A 20806-nucleotide genomic window follows, 5' to 3' on the forward strand; every position below is an offset into this window, starting at 1 on the left:
AAGACATGAACGACAGCGGTTCCGACCGACCACGGACCCTCGCCATCCTCGGCGCCGGCAAGGTGGGCACCGTCCTGGCCCGGCTCGCGCTGGCCGCCGGCTACCGGGTGCGCATCGCCGGCTCCGGCGATCCGGCGAAGATCGCCCTGACCGTCGAGGTGCTCACGCCCGGCGCGGTGGCGACGACCGCAGTCGACGCCGTGGCGGACGCCGACATCGTCATCCTGGCCCTTCCGCTGGGCAAGTACCGGGCGCTACCCGTCGAGGCGCTGCGCGGCAAGCTCGTCATCGACGCGATGAACTACTGGTGGGAGGTCGACGGCATCCGCGACGACCTGACCGATCCGCGCACCTCGTCCAGCGAGATCGTCCAGGCGTTCCTGGCCGGGTCGCGGGTCGTCAAGGCGTTCAACCACATGGGCTACCACGATCTCGAGGACGGGGCGCGGCCGGCGGGCACGGCCGAGCGCAAGGCCATCGCGATCGCCGGTGACGACGAGGCCGACCTCGCTCCGGTGGCCGCGCTGGTGGACGCCCTCGGCTTCGACCCGGTCGTCGCCGGTCCGCTCGCCGAGGGCGTACGCCTCGAACCGGGCAGCGAGTTGTTCGGCGCCAACGTCAGCGCCGACGAGGTGCGGGCCATGCTCCGACGCTTTCCCGAGTCGGAGCGCGGCCAGGCCGTCGCCGCCGCGCGGTCGGCCTGACCGCCCGGATGCCCTCAGCGGTCGTCGTCGGCGAACGCCGCGCGGGGGTCGAGGTGCCGACCCCGCTCCTGCGCGGCGGCGTGGGCCGCCGGGCCGAGCACCTCGATCGCGGCCTCGCGCACGGCGGCGAGGTCGGCCGCGTCGTCCGGGTCCGGCACCTGGCCGATGGCCGCGAACGCCGCGTCCGCGAGGCCGACCATGAGCGCCGCCCGCGGGTGGTCACCCTCGGCGGAGGCGAGCGCCGCGCCCGCCACGCAGACGTACGGCACGAAGTCGTCCCAGCGGTGCTGGAACACCCGGGTACGGCTGAGGGTGAACAGCCGCCGCGCCTCGGCGAGATTGCCGAGGCCCAGCTCGCAGAAGGCCAGGTTGTGCGTCTCGGAGTTCACCGTCTCCGGCCGGCCCAGCGACTCGTTGAGCGCGATGCTCTCGCGGTACAGGTCCCGGGCCCGGTCCAGGTCGCCGGCCATTCGCGCCACGGCGGCCAGCACGTGCCGGGGCCGCTCCTCCAACGCACGGTCACCGGAGCGCACCGCGACGTCGAGCGCCTCGCGGGCCCGTGTCTCCCCGAGCGCCAGGTCGCCGCCGCGAATCGCCACCCGGGCCAGGCTGTAGCGGGCCTCCACCTCGTTGGCGGCATCGCCGGCGGCCCGCGCACGTTCGATCTCCGCCGTGCTCATCCGTACCACCGCCTCGGTCTCGCCCCGACGGAAGGCCGAGCGGACGTCCTCACTGAAGCTCACGGTCGGTTCCCCTCGTCTGTCCCGGCTGGTCGCGGCTTTCCGGCCCCGGCGGCGGCTGCTCAGGCATGGAAGGCGATCCAGTTCTCCTGGAAGCGGAAGCCCATCGACTCGTACAGCGGCCGGCCCAGCGCGCTGGACTGCAGGTACGCCGCATCCGCGCCGGCCGCGACGCCGTCGCGCACCACCTTCTCGGTGATCGCGCGGCCCAGACCGCGACCCCGGGCGGCCGGGACGACAGCGATGTTGAACACGCCGACCACGCCCCGGGTGTGCATCCCGAGACCGGTGCCGAGCAGTTGGCCGTCCTCTTCGTACAGGTAGCCGTCGATTCGCTCGGCGTCGAGCACCGCGCCGCCCATCAGCGGCCCGAACAGTCCGTCCGGCGCTTCGAAGCCCCTGGTCAGGACGTCGGTGTACCGATCGCTGTCCGCCGCGCCGACCCGGCGCACCCGGGCGAGCTGCGCCTCGTCCGCCCGCAAGACCAGCTCGTCAGCCGCGCCGGCCAGCAGGGGCAGGTCGCTGCGCGCGGCGAGCCCGTGGCGGGCGGCGAGCTCGGCCACCGACCCGTCGGCGTCGTACCGGACCATGATCGACCACGCCTCGACCTGCCGGGACACCTCGGTCGCCAGCTCGTGCAGCACGTCGAGATCCGGCTCCGGCGACAGGTCGTACGCCACGTTCAGCGTCGCCGCCCGCGCGTGGGTGACCGCCGCACGGGCGGTGCTCCGTCGCGCGTAGTGGCCCTTCGGTGTCGCACCGCACAGATCCTCGATGGCGTCGTCGTACGCCGCCGCCATCCGATCGCCGATGATGGTCATTCCTTACCCCCCAGACGCTCCCCCGAGCGTGCGCAAACATAGCGGCAGCGCCGCGACCTGCGCGAACCGAGGTGGGGCGGGGGTCAGCTCCGGCGGGCGCCGCCCCCGGGCCACCACCGCCCGGCGCGGAGCCCCTGGCTGGTGGCACCATGGAAGATGATCATTACGATGATGCCGACCAGACCGAGGAACGGGTTCACCAGCCAGCCGAGCACACCGGTCAGGCCGTAGAGGATCAGGCCGACGATCGGGCGGACCTCCTGCACCCGGACCTGGTCCTGGTGGACGGTGTCGGCGCGCAGCGCCGGATGGCGGCGCACGTAGGCGAAGAGGACCCACCAGGGCGCCGACATCAGGGACGCGGCGAACGCGTACAGGACGACGGCCACGCGCAGGTCGTCGGTGTTGCCGTCGGCCAGCGCCGAACTCAGCACGGCGGTGGGGAACGGAATGATCACGACGCCGAAGAGGATGCCGAGGTTGATGGAGCTGAATGCCGGAGTGGTGCCCCGCACCAACTGGAGCACGGCGTGATGGTTCAGCCAGAGGACGCCGACGTAGATGAACGAGACGACGAAGGCCAGGTACGCCGGCCCTTCGTCGAGAAGCCCGTCGGCCAGCCCGCCCTCGTGGAAATCCGGCACCCGCAGATCCAGCACCAGCAGGGTGATGACGATGGCGAACACGCCGTCGCTGAACGCCGCCAGGCGACCGGCGTCGGTCACCGCGGGATCGCCGTCGCCTGCCTGGATCCCCCGTTGACCTGCGGACATTGCCGCATGCTAACAGCGACGTTGCGACGACCGACCGTGATTGCGAGTCGAGGCACCCGCCCGGCAGAGGTGACGACGCACCCACCATCCGATGGTCAGCTGGCATACGTCTCGAACTCGCCGACCCGGGGCGTACCGCTGGAGCCGTTGATCCTAAAAGTGATCTTGCTCAGTGTCGTCGCGGCGAACGTGATCGTGCCCGCACCCGTGCCGGCCGCCAGGACGGCGTCGGTGTCGTGGTTGACGAGCTGCCAGGCTCCGATGGAGCCCTGGGTCCCGGACGGCTCCCGGATGATCACGCGGGACACCCGGGTGGGCGATGCCCACTTGATCGAGATCGTGCCGGTCGCGCCGATCGGTGACCAGTAGGTGGTGATGTCGCCGTCCCGTACGTTGCCGTAGCTGGTCCCGCCGGCCTTGCTGGAACCGTCCGCGCCGGCGCCGAGACTGAGGTTCGGTCCACTGGGCGGCGCAGAGGTCGGCGGTGCCGTGGTCGGGGGCGGGGTGGTCGGGGGCGGCGGGGTGGTGGGCGGCGTGGTGGTGGACGCGCAGCTTCCGTCGGACACCCGCAGGCCCGTGTTGGCGCCGGCCGTCTGGCCGACCACGTTCGGAACACAGCTCGCGGCATCGAGCCGGTACGCGTACGGCACGCTGACGGTGGTGGTGGACGTCGGGTTGGGACCGGCGGGGTAGTTCTCGCTGCCGGGGGTGGACCAGGTGACGCTGTCGAAGATGTTGCCACTGACCTGCCAGTAACCGCGCTGGTCGGTGTAAAAGGTGCCCAAGACGTCCTTCGAGTCCCGGAAGTGGTTGTTCTCCACCTTGGCCCGGGCCCCGGCCCGGGAGTTGATGCCGGACTCGTGCAGGCCCACGTAGCTGTTGTTGTAGATGTGGGCGACACCGCCACGCAACAACGGCGTACGGGAGTCGATGTTCTGGTAGAGGTTGTGGTGGAAGGTGACAAAGCCGTTCGACAGGTCGCTCTCACTCGACCCGATGAGGCCGCCCCGCCCGGAGTTACGCAGGATGCTGTACGACAGGGTGACGTACCGGGTGTCGTCCTTCATGTCGAAGAGGCCGTCGAACCCCTCCGCCTCGCCACCGGACGCCTCCAGGGTGACGTGGTCCACCCAGACGTTGCGGACCGCGCTCTCCATGCCGATGGCGTCCCCGCCGTTGGAGGTGGGCGAACCCGACTTCTTGACGTTCCGCACCGTCACGTTCTGGACGATGATGTTCCGGGAGTCGCGGATGTGGATGCCCACCTGGTCGAAGACCGCTCCACCGCCGACCCCGATGATGGTGACGTTGCTGATCTGCTTCAGCTCGATCACACCATCCGCCGTGTTGCAGCTCGACCCGGACACCTTGCTGGTGTTGCCGTGGTTGATCGTCCCCGTCACCTCGATGGTGAGCGGAGTACTGCTACTGGCCCGCCCGCACAGGGCCGCGTGGATCGCGGTGCCCGTGCTGGCGCGTACCGTCTGCCCTCCCGCGCCGCCGGTGGTCCCGCCGTTCTGGGTGGCGTACCCGGTGGCGGCGCCCACCGCCGCCGCGGGTCGGTTGCCCTGGACGGTCACGCCGGCCGCGACGCCGACGGCGACCGTCAGGAGCGCCGCCGGAAGCCGGCGCACGACTGTTCGTCTCATCTCGCCTCACCTTCGAAGAATTGGATGATTCGTCGATGCCGGACGACGACAGTGGCGGCCCGACAAGACTGCCGTCGCGCGATCCGGGAAAGACATCAATCGATTACGAATCGACCAGAAAGAATATGTTCACCCAGAACAGCACGGCAGAGCCGCTGGCCAACCGGCACGCAGCCGTCACAATCCCGAGGCGCACCAGCCGGCCCCGAGAGGAAACATCGACGTGACACAATCGTAGGGAAAGCGTTTTCCCCGACGCAATAGCTACCGTTTGCAGGTTTTTTGCAGTCCGCACACCCACTCTCGGTGATCATGAAGTTATCGCCACGACACGCCGCCGCCGGGGGCGATAACTTCATGATCACCGAGGGCCGGCGGGGCGGTCGGGTGGGTGGGTCGGGCATTGACAGGGAGCATTGAACGAAATAAATTCCTGGCAACGAGAAACTGTTTCGCGCGCTCGCTGTGCGGCACTCACCCGCGAGCGGCGAACGAGCAGAGCGGCCGCCCGCCCGACGAGCCGGTCGACAAAGGAGGGTGCCGCAGCCCCGCCGGACCCGCTCGTCGCACCGTCACTCGTCGCGCCCCGCAGCACCGCCGGCGCGAGTGCCGGTCCGGCGTCGACTCCCGGCCGCCGCACCGGCGTTCCCCGGTGCTCCACTCCCCCGGCGGATCTGTCGCGCGGGGTCGGGTCGGCGGCCGACAGGTAGGTCGAGGATGACCGGCCCGGGCTGATCTGGACAGCAGATCCGACGACCCACCGTCGCGCGCTTGGGAGCGCTCCCGGCGACGCCTGACGTACCGCCCGACGCTCTCCGAACCGACCAGCCGGACGCGTCGGCCGCCACCACCACCTCGGGAGAAGCCTGATGAGAAAACGAAGGGTCACCAACGCCGCCCTGGTGTCGGCGGGTGCCGTCATGCTGGCGTCGACGGCGGTCGCGCTGGCCGCGCCCGCCGGTGCCGCAGCCGCCGGCTGTGCCGTCAACTACGCCGTGTCCTCGCAGTGGCAGGGCGGCTTCGGCGCGAACGTCACCATCACCAATCTCGGCGACGCGGTCAGCAGTTGGACGCTGAACTGGTCCTACAGTGCCGGGCAGACCGTCACGCAGGCCTGGAACACGACACTGACCCAGAGCGGCGCCGCGGTCACCGCCAAGAACGTCAGCTACAACGGCGGCATCGCCACCAACGGCACGGTGTCGTTCGGGTTCAACGGCTCGTGGACGGGCAGCAACCCCGATCCGACCAGCTTCGCGCTCAACGGCGTGACGTGCACGGGCGACACGACGCCCACGACGCCGGCCCCCACGACACCGCCACCCACCACGCCGCCGCCGACCACGCCACCCCCGACCACACCGCCGCCCACCGGACCGGCGGACATCACGGTGAACGGCGCCACCAGGTACCAGACCATCGACGGCTTCGGAGCCGCCCAGTCCATCTGGGGTAGCGCCTGGTCGACCACCGACACCCAGACGCTGGTCGGGCTGGGCGCCAACCAGCTCGGGCTGTCCATCGTGCGGACCGGTCTCTCGCCGGAGTCCAGCGAGTGGGCGACCCACGTCAACTCGTTGAAGACGGCGAAGGCGTACGGGTCGAACGTGAAGATCCTCGCCTCGCCGTGGACCGCGCCCGCCGCCTGGAAGACCAACAACAGCAGGACCAACGGCGGAAAGCTGAAGACCGACTACTACGACGACTACGCGAACCACCTGAACAGCTACGTCCAGTACATGCGGGGGCAGGGCGTGACCATCGACGTCACGTCCGTGCAGAACGAGCCGGACTGGCACCCGGACTACGACTCGATGGACTGGAGCGGCACCGAGCTGCGCACCTTCGTCCGCGACCAGGGCACGAAGGTGCAGAACACCAAGCTGATGGTCGCCGAGGCGGTCAACCTGAACTACAGCTACACCGACCCGACCCTGAACGACGCGACCGCCCGGAACAACATCGGTTACATCGGCGGCCACCTGTACGGCACCGAGTCCGCGGGACGACTGGCGCCGTACAACCTGGCCGCCCAGTACAACAAGCCGGTGTGGATGACCGAGTGGAACCTGCACGCGGCGGACGGCGGCGGCTCGAACATCTGGGGCAACCCCAGCAACCTGGCCGTCTGGAACGAGACGCTCGACGACATCATGCGTACGGTGCACAAGTCGATGGAGGCCAACTGGAGCGCCTACATCTGGTGGTACGGCAAGCGTTACTACTCGTTCATCGGTGACGGTGAGGCGGCGTACGGCACCACGGCGGGCGCCCCGCTCAAGCGCGGCTACGCGTTCTCCCAGTACGCGAAGTACGTCCGCCCGGGTTACCAGCGGGTGGCCCTGACCAAGAGCTCCAAGGCGTCCCCGTTGGAGGTGACGGCCTACCAGGGCGACGGCAAGATCACGCTGGTCATCCTCAACCGGTCGAACAGCGCGGTCAACAACGCCGTGATCCAGGCCCCGCAGAACGTCAGCAGGGCGGAGTACTACCTGACCTCGCAGAACGCCAACGCGGCGAGCCAGCCGACAAGCGTGAGCGGAGGCCGGGCCACGGTCAACGTCGGCGCGCGGAGCATCTCGACCCTCGTGTTCACGCTCTGAGCGTGCTCGGGCGTGGGTGCGGGCCGGTCCCGCCCGCACCCACGCCCGGCGGCACGGCTCCCTCCGATCGGGGAGCACCGTCCCCGATCGGAGGGAAGCCCTCCGGTGGCGGCGTCGCGAAGATCGCAGGTATGACGACGACGCCCCGCACGCGCAGCAGCGGCCACGGCCTGACGTACGCCCTGCTCGGCTGGGCCCTGGCCTACGGTGGTCTCCGCCTGTGGTGGACTGTCGGCAGCGCCCCGGAGTTCCCGCCCTTCGGGTCCGACCTGCTCGGCTTCACCGGCTGGAGGTCGGTGGTGCTCTGCCTGACCGCGGGCGCGGTGGCGGTCGCCCTGGACCGGACGTCGACCTGGCGGCCGGCGCTCGCCGGACTGGCCTGGGTCGTCACCGGCGCGCTGGTCGCGTCGGCCGCGATCCTGCTGCCGGAACTGGTGAGCCTCCTGCTGCTCGCGCCCGGCCCGTCGTTCGACCCGGTGGCGTTCGCCAGCCGGCTCGGTTGCGCCATCGGAGCGGCGCTTCTCGGCCTGGCCGTCTTCGACTATCAGCGGCGTACCCGTGGGGACTGCCCCGCCTGCTGCCGGACCATCCGACCCGGCCGGCGACGCTCGTCGCCCGCACCGTGGGCACGGTGGGCGGCCTACCTGGCGGTGGCCGGACTGGTGACCCGCTTCGCGGCACAGGCCGTGGTGGGCCTCGACGGCCTCGGGCAGGACGCCTCCGTGATCGGGTTGGAGATCGGCCTGGTGCTGGCCGGGGTGCTGCTGCCGCTGGCCCTGGTGCGGCCCTGGGGTGAGACCTGGCCGGGCTGGGTGCCACTGCTCGCCGGCCGAACGATCCCCCGCCGGCTCCTGCTCGTGCCGGGCTTCGGGCTGGGCACGGCAATCGTCGCCTACTTCGGCATGGGCATGGCGCAGGTGGCGTCCGGCTCGGCGAGCGAGTTCTCCGACGCGTTCCTCTGGGTGGCGATGTCGGCGTACTGCCTGCTGGGGCTCGGCCTGCTCGTCGCGTCCAGCGACTACCACCTGCGTACCCGTCCCGCCTGCCGGGCCTGCGGCCGCTGATCGACCGCCGGCCCGGCTCCGCTCCTCTACCGGTCGCCGGCCCCGGGCCGACCGGGCGCCGGCCGGGGTGCGGGACTCTCCCGGGCCACCGTGGTCCGCTGCCCCTGCACCGGAGCGCGAGGTGTGGGCGGGACCGGCCGGCCCGGCCGCCCGCCGGTCTCCGCGACGAGGTGTTCGGTCTCCTGCACCAGGTAGTGCGGTCGACGTTTGGTCTCGTAGTAGATCCGGCCGATGTACTCGCCGATGACGCCCAGGATGGTCATCTGGATGCCGCCGAGCCCGATCACGCTGACGATGATGGTCGTGTACCCGGGTACGTCGATGCCCTTCTCGACGGCGTCCGCGACCACCCACGCCATGTAGGCCAGCGCGATGAGGGTGAGGAACAGGCCACCGTAGATGGCCAACCGCAGGGGCCGGTTGTTGAACGACAACAGCCCGTCGAACGCGTAGTTGAAGAGCTTGCTGAGCGTCCACCTGCTCCGCCCGGCCTGCCGGGTCTCGTTGGGGTGGGCCACCACGGCGGTCCGGAAGCCGATCCAGGAGAACAGCCCCTTGGAGAAGCGGTTGTACTCCGGCATCGCCAGTATCGCGTCCACGGCGAGCCGGGACAGCAGTCGGAAGTCACCCGCGCCGTCCTGCAGGCGCACGTCGATCCACCAGTTGATCATCCGGTAGAACGACCGGGAGGCGACCATGCGGACGAACCGGTCACCACGGCGGTCCCGCCGGGCGATCACCTGGTCGAAGCCCTGCTGGTACAGCATCACCATCTCGGGCAGGAGCCGGGGCGGATGCTGCAGGTCGGCGTCCATGATGACGACCGCGTCACCGGTGGCGCGCTGCAACCCGGCGAGCATCGCCGCCTCCTTGCCGAAGTTGCGGCTCAGCGACGTGTAGCAGACGGTGGGGTCGGCGGCGGCCAGCCGGCGCAGCGCATCGAGGGTGCCGTCCTCGCTGCCGTCGTCGACGTAGACCACCTCGACCTCGACGTCCGGCACCTCGGCGAGGGCGGCGCAGACGGTCGCGTGCAGCCGCTCGACCGACGCCTCCTCGTTGAAGCAGGGCACCACGACGGACAGTCGCACGCTCGTCACCTCACCCTGCCCGCAGCCGGGCGTCCGCGACCCACCCGGTCAGAGGTGGTAGACCAGCGTGCCATCGAGATCCTCCCGGGTGATGCCCAACCCGTCGATGGGCCGGGTCGCGATGCTCTCCCACGGCGTTCCCACGACGCGGCTGGGCACGACCACCACCGACCGCACGCCGATCCCCCGCAGGTGCGCGACGCTGACCGGGTCGGGGAACGACGCCACCGCCGTCCTGGTCTGCGCCTGGCTGACCGGCTCGAAGCCGGCCAGGCCGTTGGTCACGCGCGGGAACCCGTCGGTCGTCCACAACATGTACGTCAGGTCGCCCACTCCGCCGGCCGGCAACACGAGGATCGGGTCCTGCACCGTCCGCATCGCGGCCGGGGGCTGTGGCACGGTCGGGTGGGGAGTCCGGTTGACGCCTTCCAGGGTGACCACGGTCAGCGGGATCAGCAGGACCAGCGGGGTGAGGGTCCGCGCCCACTGGCGCGGGGTGGACTGGCGCAACGACTCGGCGAGCGCCGTCACCGCGCCGGCGGCCAGCACCGCCAGCAGCAGGCTCGTCCAGTGCATCATCCGGCCGGGCGTCCGCAACGCGTCCCAGCCCGGCAGGAGCGTGGACAGGGTCAGGTAGCCCGGGTCCCCGTCCCCGCCGAGGGTGGCACCCAGCCCCAACAGGACCGTGCCGACCACGCCGAGACCCAGCGCGACCCGGTGCCGCAGCGGGTACGCCGAGAGGAACAGCCCCGCAGCGGCCAGCCCGATCAGCATCATGCCCGGCAGCAGCGCCATCTCCGGCGGCCAGGAGAGCTGTTCGCGTGCGGCGGCGTGCCGCTCACCCCACAGCCACGAGTCGGCCGGTGCGGTGACGAAGCCGATCAGCGGGGGCGAGAACATCTTCGTCCAGTCCAGCGTCCGCTCGGCCTGCGGGTTGAGGTCGACGACGCGCAGGTAGACCATGCCCAGCAGCAGCGTCACCAGGCCGAACGCTCCGCCGCCGAGGAGATCCGCGAGCAGCAGCCGCCGGCCGAACGGGGGCCGTTCCCGCTTGCGCCACCAGGACCAGCCGTAGCAGCCGGCCGCCACCAGAACCGTGGCCAGCAGGAAGTAGACAAGCGGGAGGCCGATGCCGAAGCCGAGGCTGACCTGCCAGGCGGCGACGAGCCAACCGGCCACCGCCCAGCCGGGCTTGCGCAGCTCGGGCCGGTACCCGTGGCGCAGCGACCAGCCGTGACCACGGGCCAACATGGCCAGCGCCAGCGCGATCCCCCCACTGGACAGGATGTTCAGGTGCCCCGAGTGCGCCAGCCGCCAAGGCGCGTACGCCCAGGCGACCGCGGCGACCGCGCCGCCCCACCGGTTCGCGCCGAGCTGCCGCGCCAGGGCGTACGCCCCGAACGACGCCAGCGCGTGCAGCAGCACGTACAGCAGGTTGTAGTGGATCACGGCGGCGGTGAAGCCGGAGCCGAGCATCCCCATCGGGGCGTAACCGAGCAGGGTGTCGCTGTAGGCGTACGTGTACGTCTCGGGGTAGAACGTGTTCGAGTTCCACAGATCGCCCGGGCTGCTCAGGAGGGCGTGCCCCGACCAGGCGACCTGCCACGCCTGCAACAGCGGATCACCCAGGTCGCCGGGAATCGTGGTCGCCGGGTGGCGCAGGGTCGGCCAGGTCAGCACCACCGCCAGCAGCAGGCTCGCCACCACCGCCACGGTCCATTCGGAGCGTGCCCAGTTCCATCGGCCCCAGTCGGCCGGCGGCCGATCCTCGGGGATCTCGTCGGGGGTCACGTCTTCCGAGGTTGGTGGCGGGGTGGCGGACCGGATAATCATGAAATCGATGCTCTCCAATAGTGCCGGGCTTGTCCATCTGCTGTCCGAAGCGTGGCGTGTTCACGCGCACGGCGCAACGGCCACATTCCGATAGACGTGGTGGGAAGCGGTGACGGTGGCACGGACGACGAGCGTCCGCGCCACCGGTGCAGCCGACGGTGGTCAGCCGATGCGGATCAACTGCCACTGCTGGTTGTTGCCGCCCCAGTCCGCGTACTGCACGACGTTGCCGCCGTCGGCGGTGGACGCGCCCTGCACCTCGACGGCCTTGCCGCTGTTGCGGTTGATGAGGCGCACGTAGCCCCCGGAATCCGCCAGCCGGAACTGCTGGTTGGTGCCGTTGCCGTCGGTCCACTGCACGATCGCGGCGGAGTCGGCGGTCGAACGGTTGTAGACGTCCAGCACCTTGCCGGAGTTACGGGACTTCAGCCGGTAGTAGCCGCTGCCGGAGTCGACGAACTGCCACTGCTGCCACGCCCCGTCGTTGCGGGTCCACTGGTTGATCCGGGCACCGTCGGTCGTCGCCCGCTCGTACACGTCCAGGGCCTTGCCGCTGTTGCGGTTGATCAGGACGTACCAGGCGGTGGTGTCGACCCCGGAGCCCGGCGGCGGGGTGGTGGGGGTGCCGCTGCCCGCGTTGAGGGCGTTGAGGACGGAGGTGTACGCCGCCTTCTTGTTGCCCGAACGGTCGAACAGCAGGGCGTTGTCACCGCCACGCCACGAGTCGCTGTCCCGCACGCCCCAGGTGGTGATGCCGGTGCAGCGCGCGACGGCGAGGCAGGCCCGCGTCACGGAGGCGTAGATGTTGGCCTGGTTGGAGCCGGTCATCACGTCCAGCTCGGTGATCTGGACGTCGACGCCGAGGTCGGCGAAGCGCTGGAGGTTGGCCTGGTAGTCGCCGGCCAGCGTGGTGCCGAGGTGGGACTGGAAGCCGACGCAGTCGATCGGGACGCCGCGGGACTTGAAGTCGCGCACCATGTTGTAGATGCCGGTGGACTTGGCGTTGATGCCGTCGGTGTTGTAGTCGTTGTAGCAGAGCTTGGCGCCCGGGTCGGCGGCGCGGGCGGCGCGGAACGCCGCTTCGATCCAGTCGTTGCCGGTGCGCTGCAGGTTCGAGTCGCGTCGGCCGCCGCTGCCGCCGTCGGCGAACGCCTCGTTCACCACGTCCCAGGCGTAGATCTTGCCGCGGAAGTGGGTGGCGACCTGGGTGACGTGGTTGATGGCGGCGTTGCGCAGCGCGGTGCCGGACATGCCCTGCGCCCAGCTCGGCTGCTGGGCGTGCCACAGCAGCGCGTGCCCGCGCACGCTCATGCCGTTGGCCTGCGCGTGACTGACGAGACGGTCACCACCCGTGTAGCTGAACCGACCCTGCTGGGGCTCGGTGGCGTCCCACTTCATCTCGTTCTCGGGGGTGACGCTGTTGAACTCGCCGTTCAGGATGCTGACGTACTGGCTGTCGGAGAGCTTGCCCGTCGCGACGGCGGCGCCGAAGTAACGGCCCTTCTCGGCGGCCGACGCCTTCAACGTCGTTCCGGCGCTGGCCGTGGGAGCCAGGGCGACCGTCATACCCGCGGTCAGCGCGACCGCGAGGGTCGCCGTCGCCAGCAGAGTCTTTCTTGGTCTCATGTCGATCCTTCTGGAGTGGGTGCATCGGCGGTGGTGATGTGCCACTTCGCTCAGGACGACCTGTTCCCGGCGGCGCGCGTCGACTGGGCCGAGGAATCCGGGACGGTCATCCTGGGCGCCGGCGCACGCGGGATCGGCCGGCGTTCGCCGGGAACCACACGAGTCCTGAGACGGCGCCCGTTGCCCGGAGGGACGCCGTACGGCGAGGCGCGACCACGGGGACCCGCCCGGTGAGTCACCGACGCCGCCGACCTCTGCATCGAGGGTGAGCGATAACATGCTGTTCGTCAAGACGTAACGAGCCGGACAAACGGCCCTCGCTCGGCATCGACCCGAGCCGATACTGCTGCGGGGTCAGCGCGGCCGGATGGTGCGGTGATGTCGAGGGGTGCGATGCTTGTTATCGCTCACAGAGTCGGCCGTCCCGGTCCCCTCTACCGCGAGGGACGTCGATCGCCCGCGACAGGTGTAGCCCGAGTTCTCAAGGGGCAACAGTCCGCGCATGGGTGGTACACGGCGGGTCGACGAGCGACTGCTCGGCCAGGGATGCCGACGCGCCGATGCCGCTGTGACGCGACGGTCGGCGGCACCCGCGTGACGCCGCCGAGGCACTGCCCGCCACCGGTGGCGCTCGGCGCGGTGGCACTCGGCGCTGCCGCGCTCGCGGCGACCCTGGGCGCCGAGCCCGCCGCCGCCGAGACGACGCGAGTCCCGACGCCGGCGACCACCGGGCCGGCGGAGACCGCCACCGCTGGGGGACCCGTCGGCTCGCCGGCGCGAGGTCTGCTCGACACTCCCCTGCGGATCGACCTGCCGCTGCCGACGGCACTGCCCCTGCCCCTGCCGAGCGCTGTCCCGCTGCCGACGGCAGTTCCTCTGCCGACAGCCACCCCCCTGCCCCTGCCGAAGGTCACTGGGTCACGGGCGTCGACGGGCGAACCCGCGACTCCCCCGCCCACCCGAACATCCGGGACCCGACGCTCGTCCCCGCCACCCGACGCGTGGACGCCGGTCACCTCCGCAACCGCGCGCCGGACCCCACCGTCGTCGCCACCGGTGACGGTGCGAGCATCCCGCGCCGACCCCGCCGACCGCCGCGTGCGGGCACGCAGGCCGGCGGAGATGACGGCCGAGAAGTCACCGACGCCGGTCCCCGCGCCTCTTCCTCTACCAGCGCAACCCGCGCTGGTACCCGCATTCGTGTCCGCGCCCACCAACACCGGCGCCGGAGGCCCCGACCTGACCGCGTCGGCGACCGACACGCCGCCGACCATCGGGCCGCTGCGTCGAGGGCGTGCCGTCGGCCCCCTGGACAGCCGGGCCACCGGTCGACCCGTACCGCGGGGTCCCCCGCCACCCCGGCAGCTCCTGATCACCCAGCCACGTCCACGACGTTGATCAGGAGAGATCATGGAGCTAGCGATCATCTGGGTACCGGCCGACATCGAGCCGTCGGAACAGGCCATCGCGACGTGCCTGCACCACCTGCGCCGACATGACTACCGACTGAACGGGATCATCCGCGCACCGTGGGAGGCCGTCGAGCAGAAGATGGTCGACGGCGAGGTGGACGTGGTCGTCATCGCCGACCCCGCCCATCTGCCGCCGGACCGGTCGCCCCGGATCGAGGTGGCCACGCCGCCGTCGCGTGCCGACGAGGACCGTCCGACGCCCGGCACGCCGTTCGGCTGACACCACGAAGCGCCCCGTCCACACCGGACGGGGCGCTTCGTCGTGCGGTCGAGCGTTGGGTCGGGCTGGGCGGGTGCCGGCTCGGCGGCGGGGTCAGCCGAGGTCCGGCGCGGGCTCGGAGACGTGGGCGGTGACGATCCGCCAGCCGACGGGCAGCCGTACCCAGGTTTGGGTCTGTCGCCCGGTGGCGGCGCGGTCGGCGTACCCGAATCGGGTCGTCACGACCGCGAGGTCCGGGCCGAACGCGCTGATCCTCGTCTCGACCAGCCGGCGGCCGGCCGGCAGCGGTGGCTGCGCGGCCCGCCACTTGCGCTGTTCGTCCAGCCCGTACTGGTGGTCGGCGAGGCCGAACCGCACCGTCCGGTCGGAGTCCCAGAAGTACCCGCAGATCGCCTCGGCGTCACTGTCGGTGAGCGCCCGCTCGTAGCCGGCGAAGGCCGCCGCCACCTCGGCGACCACGTCCGCGCGATCGATCTCCATCCGGTACGTCCTCTCCCTCTCCTCGGGCCGGTCGATGCTCAGCCACGCACCGCCGCGGTCTGCGGCGTCCCGGCCTCCCGATCGGCGTCGGGCGCGGCCACGGCGGGCGACTCGTCCAGGTCGGCCTCCCCCGGTTCGGGCTCGCGCGGCGTGGGCCGACCGAGCGCGAAGACCCCGCAGAGCACCGCGACGAAGAGGTAGCCGAGCGCCACCTGGCCGTTGGCGTTCCACTCGATCCGCTCGCCGTGGATCAGCCCGACGAACGAGAGCACGGCGCCGGAGCCGGCGAAGATTGCGGCGCGGACGAACCGCTTGTCGATGACGAAGACCACCACCGCGCCGAGCACCAGGCCGGCGAGGATGGCGCCCTGGCCCAGCACCAGCAGCCCGTCGTACACGACGCCGGCGCCGTTGAGCGCGTCGTCGCCGACCGCGGCGGCGCTGGTGCCGGCCGCCGCGAGGGCGTTGTCGATCTGCCCGGTCGCCCACGCCGCGATGTTCGGCACCAGCGCGGCGACCACGGCCGCGGCGTGTGCCCGCGGGGTCGCCTGGAACGCCTGCGCCCCGATCAGCAGGCCGATGTAGAGCAGGATCGGCACGATGGCCGCGGTCGGGAAGATCGCCGCGAGCAATCCGAACATGCCGAGGAAGCAGAGCACGGCGATCACCACGCCGGTCGCCATCGAGTAGCCGCTGCGTCCACCGGCGGCCTTCCAGCCCGGATGACCGACGTAGACGGCGGGCGGGAACGGCGAGCCGAGCGCCGCGCCGATCACCGCGCCCGCGCCGTCGGCCAGCAGCACGCTGCGCAGGTTGTAGTTGTCGCCGGCCGTCGCCGCGCTCTCCACGTTCGTCATGCCCTCGGTGAAGTTGTAGACGCCGAGCGGGATGGCCGTCGCCAGCAACGGCGCCATGTCGGACAGCCCGGTGAACAGCAGGTCGAGCTTGAACGAGGGTACGGCGACCGCGATGTCCCGGGCGGCGGCCGTCACGTCCGGCACCGACATCGCCCCGCCGGCCCAGCCGATCGCGGTGCCCACCAGCAGGGCGGCCAGCCCGATCGGGAAGTTGAACGGCAACTTCACGTCGGTGAGCAGGCCGATCAGCAGCAACGCGAATACCGGCAGGGCAATCCAGGCCATCCGCCACATCTGCCCGGCCGGGTTCATCGAGATGAAGGTGATCGAGATGCCCGCGAGCGTGCCGAGCAGCGCCGCCCGGGGCGCGTACCGGCGGATGTAGGGCCCGACGAACGCGCCGATCAGCACGATCACACCGATGATGAAGGCCCAGGCCAGGCCGGCCTCCCAGGCGCGTACCGGGTCCTGGGTGCGCAGGTAGATCGGGAGCATGATGACGAAGATGACGATGAACATGTGCGGCACGCTCGGCCCGTACGGCAGGGCCGTCACGTCGGCCCGGTTCTCGCGGCGGGCCAGGCGGCGGGCCAGGTAGGTGTAGTAGATGTTGCCGGCGACCAGGGCGATGCCGAGCGCCGGCAGGATGGTGCCGAACACCTCCCCCTCGGGCAGCTTCACCACCCCGATGCAGAGCCCGGTCAGGGTGAGCACGTTGACCAGGACGTTGACGCCGAAACCGAAGAACGCGTTGGTGTCGCCGCGCACCCAGAACGGGAGCGGGACGACGGTGGGCTTCGAGAGGGCCATGGCTGCTCCCGGTCAGGAGGAGGGTTGCAACGCGGACGTGGTGGGCAGCACGGCGCGGACCTGCGTCGATTCGGCGACCCACCCGAAGATGCCGCCCTGGGCGGCGATCATGTCGAGCCCGACCCGGTGGAACTCGGGGAAGTAGGACCCGACGCAGTCGGCGAGTACGAGGCACTCGTACCCCCGGTCGTTGGCCTCGCGGACGGTGGTGTGCACGCACACCTCGGTGGTGACCCCGGCGACCAGGAGGCTGCGGATGCCCCGCTCGGCGAGCAGGACGTCCAGGTGTGTGGCGTGGAACGCGCCCTTGCCGGGCTTGTCGACGACCGGTTCGCCCGGCAGCGGCGCGAGTTCGTCGATGATGTCGTGGCCGTACTCGCCCCGGACCAGGATCCGGCCGGTGGGTCCGGGATCCCCGATCCGCTTGCTCGGCGCGCCCCGGTTGAGCTTGGCGGGTGGGCAGTCGGACAGGTCCGGCAGGTGCCCCTCGCGGGTGTGCACGACGGCCAGGCCGACGGCGCGGGCGTCGGCGAGCAGGGCGGCGAGCGGCGCGATCGTACGGCGGAGCTGGCTCACGTCGTTGCCGAGGCTCTCCCCGAACCCGCCCGGCTCCAGGAAGTCCCGCTGCATGTCGATGACGAGCAACGCGGTGGTCGAGAGGTCGAAGGAGTACGGGCCGGGTCGCGCGGCGGCGATGGTCGGCATGGCTCACCTCACTTCGCCGTGGCGGCGATGACGTCGTCGGATGTGGCGACGCAGCCGAACACGCCGCCCTGCATGGTGACCATGTGCAGGGCGGCCTCGTGGTTGGCCTTGTCGGTGGCACCGGTGCAGTCGGCCAGGATCAGGCACTCGTACCCCCGGTCGTTCGCCTCGCGCATCGTGGTGTGCACGCAGACGTCGGTGGTGATGCCGGTGAGGATCAGGTGGGTGATGCCCCGGGTCCGGAGCACGAGGTCCAGGTTGGTGGCGTAGAAGGCGCCCTTGCCGGGCTTGTCGATGATCACTTCGCCGGGCAGCGCGGCGACCTCGGGCACGATCTCCCACCCCGGCTCGCCGCGCACCAGGATCCGCCCGGCCGGGCCGGCCGCGCCGATCTCCGCGCCGATGCGGGCCGAGCGCCAGCGCTTGTTCGCCGGCAGGTCGGACAGCTCGGGATCGTGTCCCTCGCGGGTGTGCACGACCAGCATCCCGAGCGAGCGGGCGTGCTCCAGCAGCCGGGCGGTGGCCGGCAGGCCGGCCCGGGTGAGGCCGATGTCGTAGCCCATCGCGTCGACGTAACCGCCCGGACCGCAGAAGTCGGTCTGCCAGTCGATGCAGAGCAGCGCCGTGCGCGCGGTGTCGGCGACACCGTCGTACGGCCACGGGTAGGGGTTGGCCGGTACCGGCCCGATGCTTCCCATCCTCTCGCCTCCTGTCGTGATCGCTGATGCGGCCCGGTTCACCGCCGGGCGGCGGCGGAACGGCGGTAGGCCCTCCACCCACCGCTGGCGCTGATGTCCTCGGCCGGCGGGCCGGCGGCGTACGCCTCGCAGAGGAAGCCGAGCACGTCCCGTCCGTCGTGCAGCCGCACCCAGCCGAGCGAGAGGGGTGCCGGCACACCGGCCAGCAGCCCGCCGAGCGCGGCGCTGGGCAGCCGCCACAACTCGACCTCGATCGGGTGACCCGCCGAGGTGTCCGGGGCGACCCGGACCAACCCCGGTAGCCCTTCGCCGTCGGTGGTGTCCATCCGGTAGAGCCGGTAGAGCGGCGCGGTACGGGCGGCGCCCGCGAAAGTCGCGCCGTACGCGAGCAGTTCGCCGTTGCGGGACTCGCCGCTCAGGTGCCGGCCGACCACGGCGAGCAGCACCTCCGCCGAGGGCACGGCGGGCGGCACACCGACCGGCGGGCCGGGCACGGCGTCGCCGCCCGTGGTGAGGGCGGCGGCGAGCCGGGCCAGGGTGGTGTCGCTGAACGCCGGGCCGAGCAGGGTCAGGCTCGCCGGCCGGCCGGCGGCGGTGAAGCCGTTGGGGACCGTCACCGCGGCCAGGTCGAGCAGGTTGGCGAACTGGGTGTAGCGGCCCAGCATGGCGTTGCGGCCGATCGGATCCTCGGCGATCTCGTCGAGGGTGAACGTCGTGCCGACGGTCGGCACGACCAGCACGTCGACGTCCTGCCAGAGCGTGTCGACCTGGGCGCGCAGCTCCCGCAGACGGTGCTGCCCCCGGAAGGCGTCGACCGCGTCGTAGCGCCGGCCGGTCTCCAGCACGGCCCGGGTGACCGCCAACACCGACTCGGGGCGCGACCGCAGGAAGTCACCCAGGCCGACGAGCCGCTCGGCCACCCAGGGCCCCTGGTAGAGCAGGTCACCCGCCGCGAAGAAGGCGTCGAGCGGCACCGACCGCAGGGATCCGACGAGGGTACGCAGCAGTTGCACGCCGGCGGCGAAGCGGGCCTCCTGCCCGGTGTCGCCGAAGAACTCGAGGTCTTCTGCCCAGGGCACCCCGAGGCGTAGCGTGCCCGGCGTGCGGGCGACCACCCGCTCCGCCGGTAACGGGCGACTCCACGGGTCGGCCGGGGTGACGCCACGGGCGGCGTGCAGCACGTCCACCGCGTCCGGCACGTCGGCGGCGAAGACCGACACGCAGTCGAGCGAGCGGCAGGCGGGCACCACGCCGGCCGTGCTGAGCAGACCACGGGTGGGTTTGAGGCCGACGATCCCGTTGAGCGCCGCCGGCACCCTGCCGGAGCCGGCGGTGTCCGTACCCAGGGCGAAGCTGACCTGGCCGGCGGCCACCGCGACGGCCGAGCCGGAGCTGGAGCCGCCGGAGATGAGGCCGCCGCCGAAGACGCTCTCGCCACTGCCGTACGGCGAGCGGGCGCCGGTCAGGCCGGTGGCGAACTGGTCCAGATTGGTCTTGCCGACGAGCAATGCGCCCGCGTCGAGCAGTCGGCGCACGACGGGTGCGTCCGTCGCGGCCAGGTACCCGAAGTCGGGGCAGCCGGCCGTGGTGACCATCCCGGCGACGTCGATGTTGTCCTTGACCGCGAACGGGACGCCGTACAGCGGGGACGCGGGATCACCGTGGCGGGTCAGCGCCTCGGCACGGGCCCGCAGGTCATCGGCCGGCACGGTGCTGATCCAGACCGGCCCGCCGCCGCTGGACGCGAGCCCGTCGAGTACGCGTTCGGCCTGGTCCGCCGGGGTGAGGCGGCCCTCGCGGTACGCCGTCCGCAGCTCCGAGATGGATCCGACTGGCTCTGGCATACAGTCGATTGTCGACCGTTCTGTTACAGCGGGCGGCGCGTTCTGTAACGGGGACATGACGGCCGGTCGGCCGCCGATCAGTCCAGGTAGGAGCGGGCGCCGTGCCCGGACAGCACGGCGAGAACCTCCTCCGGGTCGCCCCCGGCGACCGCCTCGAACAACCGCTCGTGCCGGTGGATCCCGTCCAACGGCTGCGCCACCTCCGCCTCACGCCGCAGGTTGATCGCCATGTAGAGCTGCAACTTCACCAGGATCGAGCCGTACACGGCGGACAGTTGGCGGTTGCCGGCGAGCGCGACGAGCGCGACGTGGAACGCCCGGTGCGACTCGGCGACCCGCATCCGGTCGCCGACCCGGGTCGCCTCCCGCATCGCCTCCAGCGTCGCCCGCAACCCGGCCAGCTCGCTCTCCCGGGCGACCGGGATCCCCGCCCGCACCGCGAACCGTTCGAGGACGTCCCGCAGCTCGTACAGCTCCCGCACGTCCCGGTCGGAGAGCGTGGCCACCCGGACGCCGCGCCGCGGCACATGTTCGACAAGCCCCTGCTGGGCCAGCAACCGCAGCGCCTCCCGCAGTGGCGCGCGGCTGATCCCGAGCCGACGGGTGAGCTGCTCCTCGACGAGGCGTTCCCCCGGATCGCTCTTGCCGCTGAGAATCTCCCGGGTCAACCGGGAGACGGCGAGGTCCACCAGACTGACGCTCTCCAGCTCACCGTCCATCGTCGGTGCGACCATGTCGTTCACTCCGCCGAGTCTGCCACCTGTCGCCGTACCGGCGGCGCGGGCGCGGCGGGCCGCCCACGATCGTGCCGCCCGCCGC

Annotated in this window: 17 protein-coding genes; 4 read left to right on the top strand and 13 right to left on the bottom strand. The window is 71.4% G+C overall.

The window, feature by feature from the left end:
* Nucleotides 1-5: 5 nt before the first annotated feature.
* Nucleotides 6-704 carry an NADPH-dependent F420 reductase gene (locus ACN263_RS17465; RefSeq protein WP_422735391.1) on the top strand — a complete coding sequence of 233 codons (699 nt, stop codon included), beginning with the start codon at nt 6-8 and terminating at the stop codon, nt 702-704.
* Between the two features lie 14 nt (nt 705-718).
* Here the strand turns inward: ACN263_RS17465 and ACN263_RS17470 are convergent, their stop codons facing one another.
* The 4 genes from ACN263_RS17470 to ACN263_RS17485 all read right to left on the bottom strand — a co-directional run bounded on the left by ACN263_RS17470 (nt 719) and on the right by ACN263_RS17485 (nt 4687).
* Nucleotides 719-1447 carry a tetratricopeptide repeat protein gene (locus ACN263_RS17470; RefSeq protein ID WP_422735392.1) on the bottom strand — a complete coding sequence of 243 codons (729 nt, stop codon included), beginning with the start codon at nt 1445-1447 and terminating at the stop codon, nt 719-721.
* A gap of 59 nt (nt 1448-1506) precedes the next feature.
* Nucleotides 1507-2265, bottom strand: coding sequence for a GNAT family N-acetyltransferase (locus tag ACN263_RS17475; RefSeq protein WP_422735393.1), 759 nt, complete (start codon nt 2263-2265; stop codon nt 1507-1509).
* 83 nt (nt 2266-2348) lie between these two features.
* Nucleotides 2349-3038 (bottom strand): TMEM175 family protein, encoded by a 690-nt coding sequence (locus tag ACN263_RS17480; protein WP_422735394.1) that lies wholly within the window; start codon nt 3036-3038, stop codon nt 2349-2351.
* A gap of 95 nt (nt 3039-3133) precedes the next feature.
* A complete protein-coding gene (locus ACN263_RS17485) occupies nt 3134-4687 on the bottom strand; it encodes a pectate lyase family protein (RefSeq protein WP_422735395.1) in 1554 nt (517 codons plus the stop codon).
* Nucleotides 4688-5556: 869 nt separating this feature from the next.
* Here ACN263_RS17485 and ACN263_RS17490 point away from each other — a divergent pair.
* Nucleotides 5557-7290, top strand: a complete 1734-nt coding sequence (locus ACN263_RS17490) for a cellulose binding domain-containing protein (protein ID WP_422735396.1) — start codon at nt 5557-5559, stop codon at nt 7288-7290.
* A 131-nt stretch (nt 7291-7421) separates the two neighbouring features.
* Nucleotides 7422-8354 (top strand): hypothetical protein, encoded by a 933-nt coding sequence (locus ACN263_RS17495; RefSeq protein WP_422735397.1) that lies wholly within the window; start codon nt 7422-7424, stop codon nt 8352-8354.
* 26 nt (nt 8355-8380) lie between these two features.
* On the opposite strand, the gene ACN263_RS17500 is transcribed toward ACN263_RS17495, so the two are convergent.
* The 3 genes from ACN263_RS17500 to ACN263_RS17510 all read right to left on the bottom strand — a co-directional run bounded on the left by ACN263_RS17500 (nt 8381) and on the right by ACN263_RS17510 (nt 12901).
* Nucleotides 8381-9451 carry a glycosyltransferase family 2 protein gene (locus tag ACN263_RS17500; protein ID WP_422735398.1) on the bottom strand — a complete coding sequence of 357 codons (1071 nt, stop codon included), beginning with the start codon at nt 9449-9451 and terminating at the stop codon, nt 8381-8383.
* A gap of 39 nt (nt 9452-9490) precedes the next feature.
* Nucleotides 9491-11275, bottom strand: coding sequence for a hypothetical protein (locus ACN263_RS17505; protein ID WP_422735399.1), 1785 nt, complete (start codon nt 11273-11275; stop codon nt 9491-9493).
* A 162-nt stretch (nt 11276-11437) separates the two neighbouring features.
* Nucleotides 11438-12901 carry an endo-1,4-beta-xylanase gene (locus tag ACN263_RS17510; protein WP_422735400.1) on the bottom strand — a complete coding sequence of 488 codons (1464 nt, stop codon included), beginning with the start codon at nt 12899-12901 and terminating at the stop codon, nt 11438-11440.
* A gap of 1410 nt (nt 12902-14311) precedes the next feature.
* On the opposite strand from ACN263_RS17510, the gene ACN263_RS17515 reads away from it, so the two are divergent.
* Nucleotides 14312-14593, top strand: coding sequence for a hypothetical protein (locus ACN263_RS17515; protein WP_422735401.1), 282 nt, complete (start codon nt 14312-14314; stop codon nt 14591-14593).
* 93 nt (nt 14594-14686) lie between these two features.
* On the opposite strand, the gene ACN263_RS17520 is transcribed toward ACN263_RS17515, so the two are convergent.
* The 6 genes from ACN263_RS17520 to ACN263_RS17545 all read right to left on the bottom strand — a co-directional run bounded on the left by ACN263_RS17520 (nt 14687) and on the right by ACN263_RS17545 (nt 20721).
* Nucleotides 14687-15073: an AtzH-like domain-containing protein gene (locus ACN263_RS17520; protein WP_422735402.1), complete on the bottom strand. Its 387-nt coding sequence runs from the start codon at nt 15071-15073 to the stop codon at nt 14687-14689.
* Nucleotides 15074-15111: 38 nt separating this feature from the next.
* Nucleotides 15112-16740 carry a regulator gene (locus tag ACN263_RS17525; protein WP_422735404.1) on the bottom strand — a complete coding sequence of 543 codons (1629 nt, stop codon included), beginning with the start codon at nt 16738-16740 and terminating at the stop codon, nt 15112-15114.
* A gap of 12 nt (nt 16741-16752) precedes the next feature.
* The gene (locus ACN263_RS17530) at nt 16753-17445 is read right to left on the bottom strand and encodes a cysteine hydrolase family protein (RefSeq protein ID WP_422735405.1); all 693 of its coding nucleotides are present in this window, start codon (nt 17443-17445) and stop codon (nt 16753-16755) included.
* An 8-nt stretch (nt 17446-17453) separates the two neighbouring features.
* The gene (locus ACN263_RS17535) at nt 17454-18143 is read right to left on the bottom strand and encodes a cysteine hydrolase family protein (protein ID WP_422735407.1); all 690 of its coding nucleotides are present in this window, start codon (nt 18141-18143) and stop codon (nt 17454-17456) included.
* Nucleotides 18144-18181: 38 nt separating this feature from the next.
* Nucleotides 18182-19987 (bottom strand): allophanate hydrolase, encoded by a 1806-nt coding sequence (gene atzF, locus ACN263_RS17540; RefSeq protein WP_422735408.1) that lies wholly within the window; start codon nt 19985-19987, stop codon nt 18182-18184.
* 77 nt (nt 19988-20064) lie between these two features.
* Nucleotides 20065-20721, bottom strand: coding sequence for a GntR family transcriptional regulator (locus tag ACN263_RS17545; protein WP_422740731.1), 657 nt, complete (start codon nt 20719-20721; stop codon nt 20065-20067).
* Nucleotides 20722-20806: the final 85 nt, after the last annotated feature.

The organism is Micromonospora sp. WMMD729 (genome assembly GCF_049315225.1).
In the GTDB taxonomy this organism is placed as follows: Bacteria; Actinomycetota; Actinomycetes; order Mycobacteriales; family Micromonosporaceae; genus Micromonospora.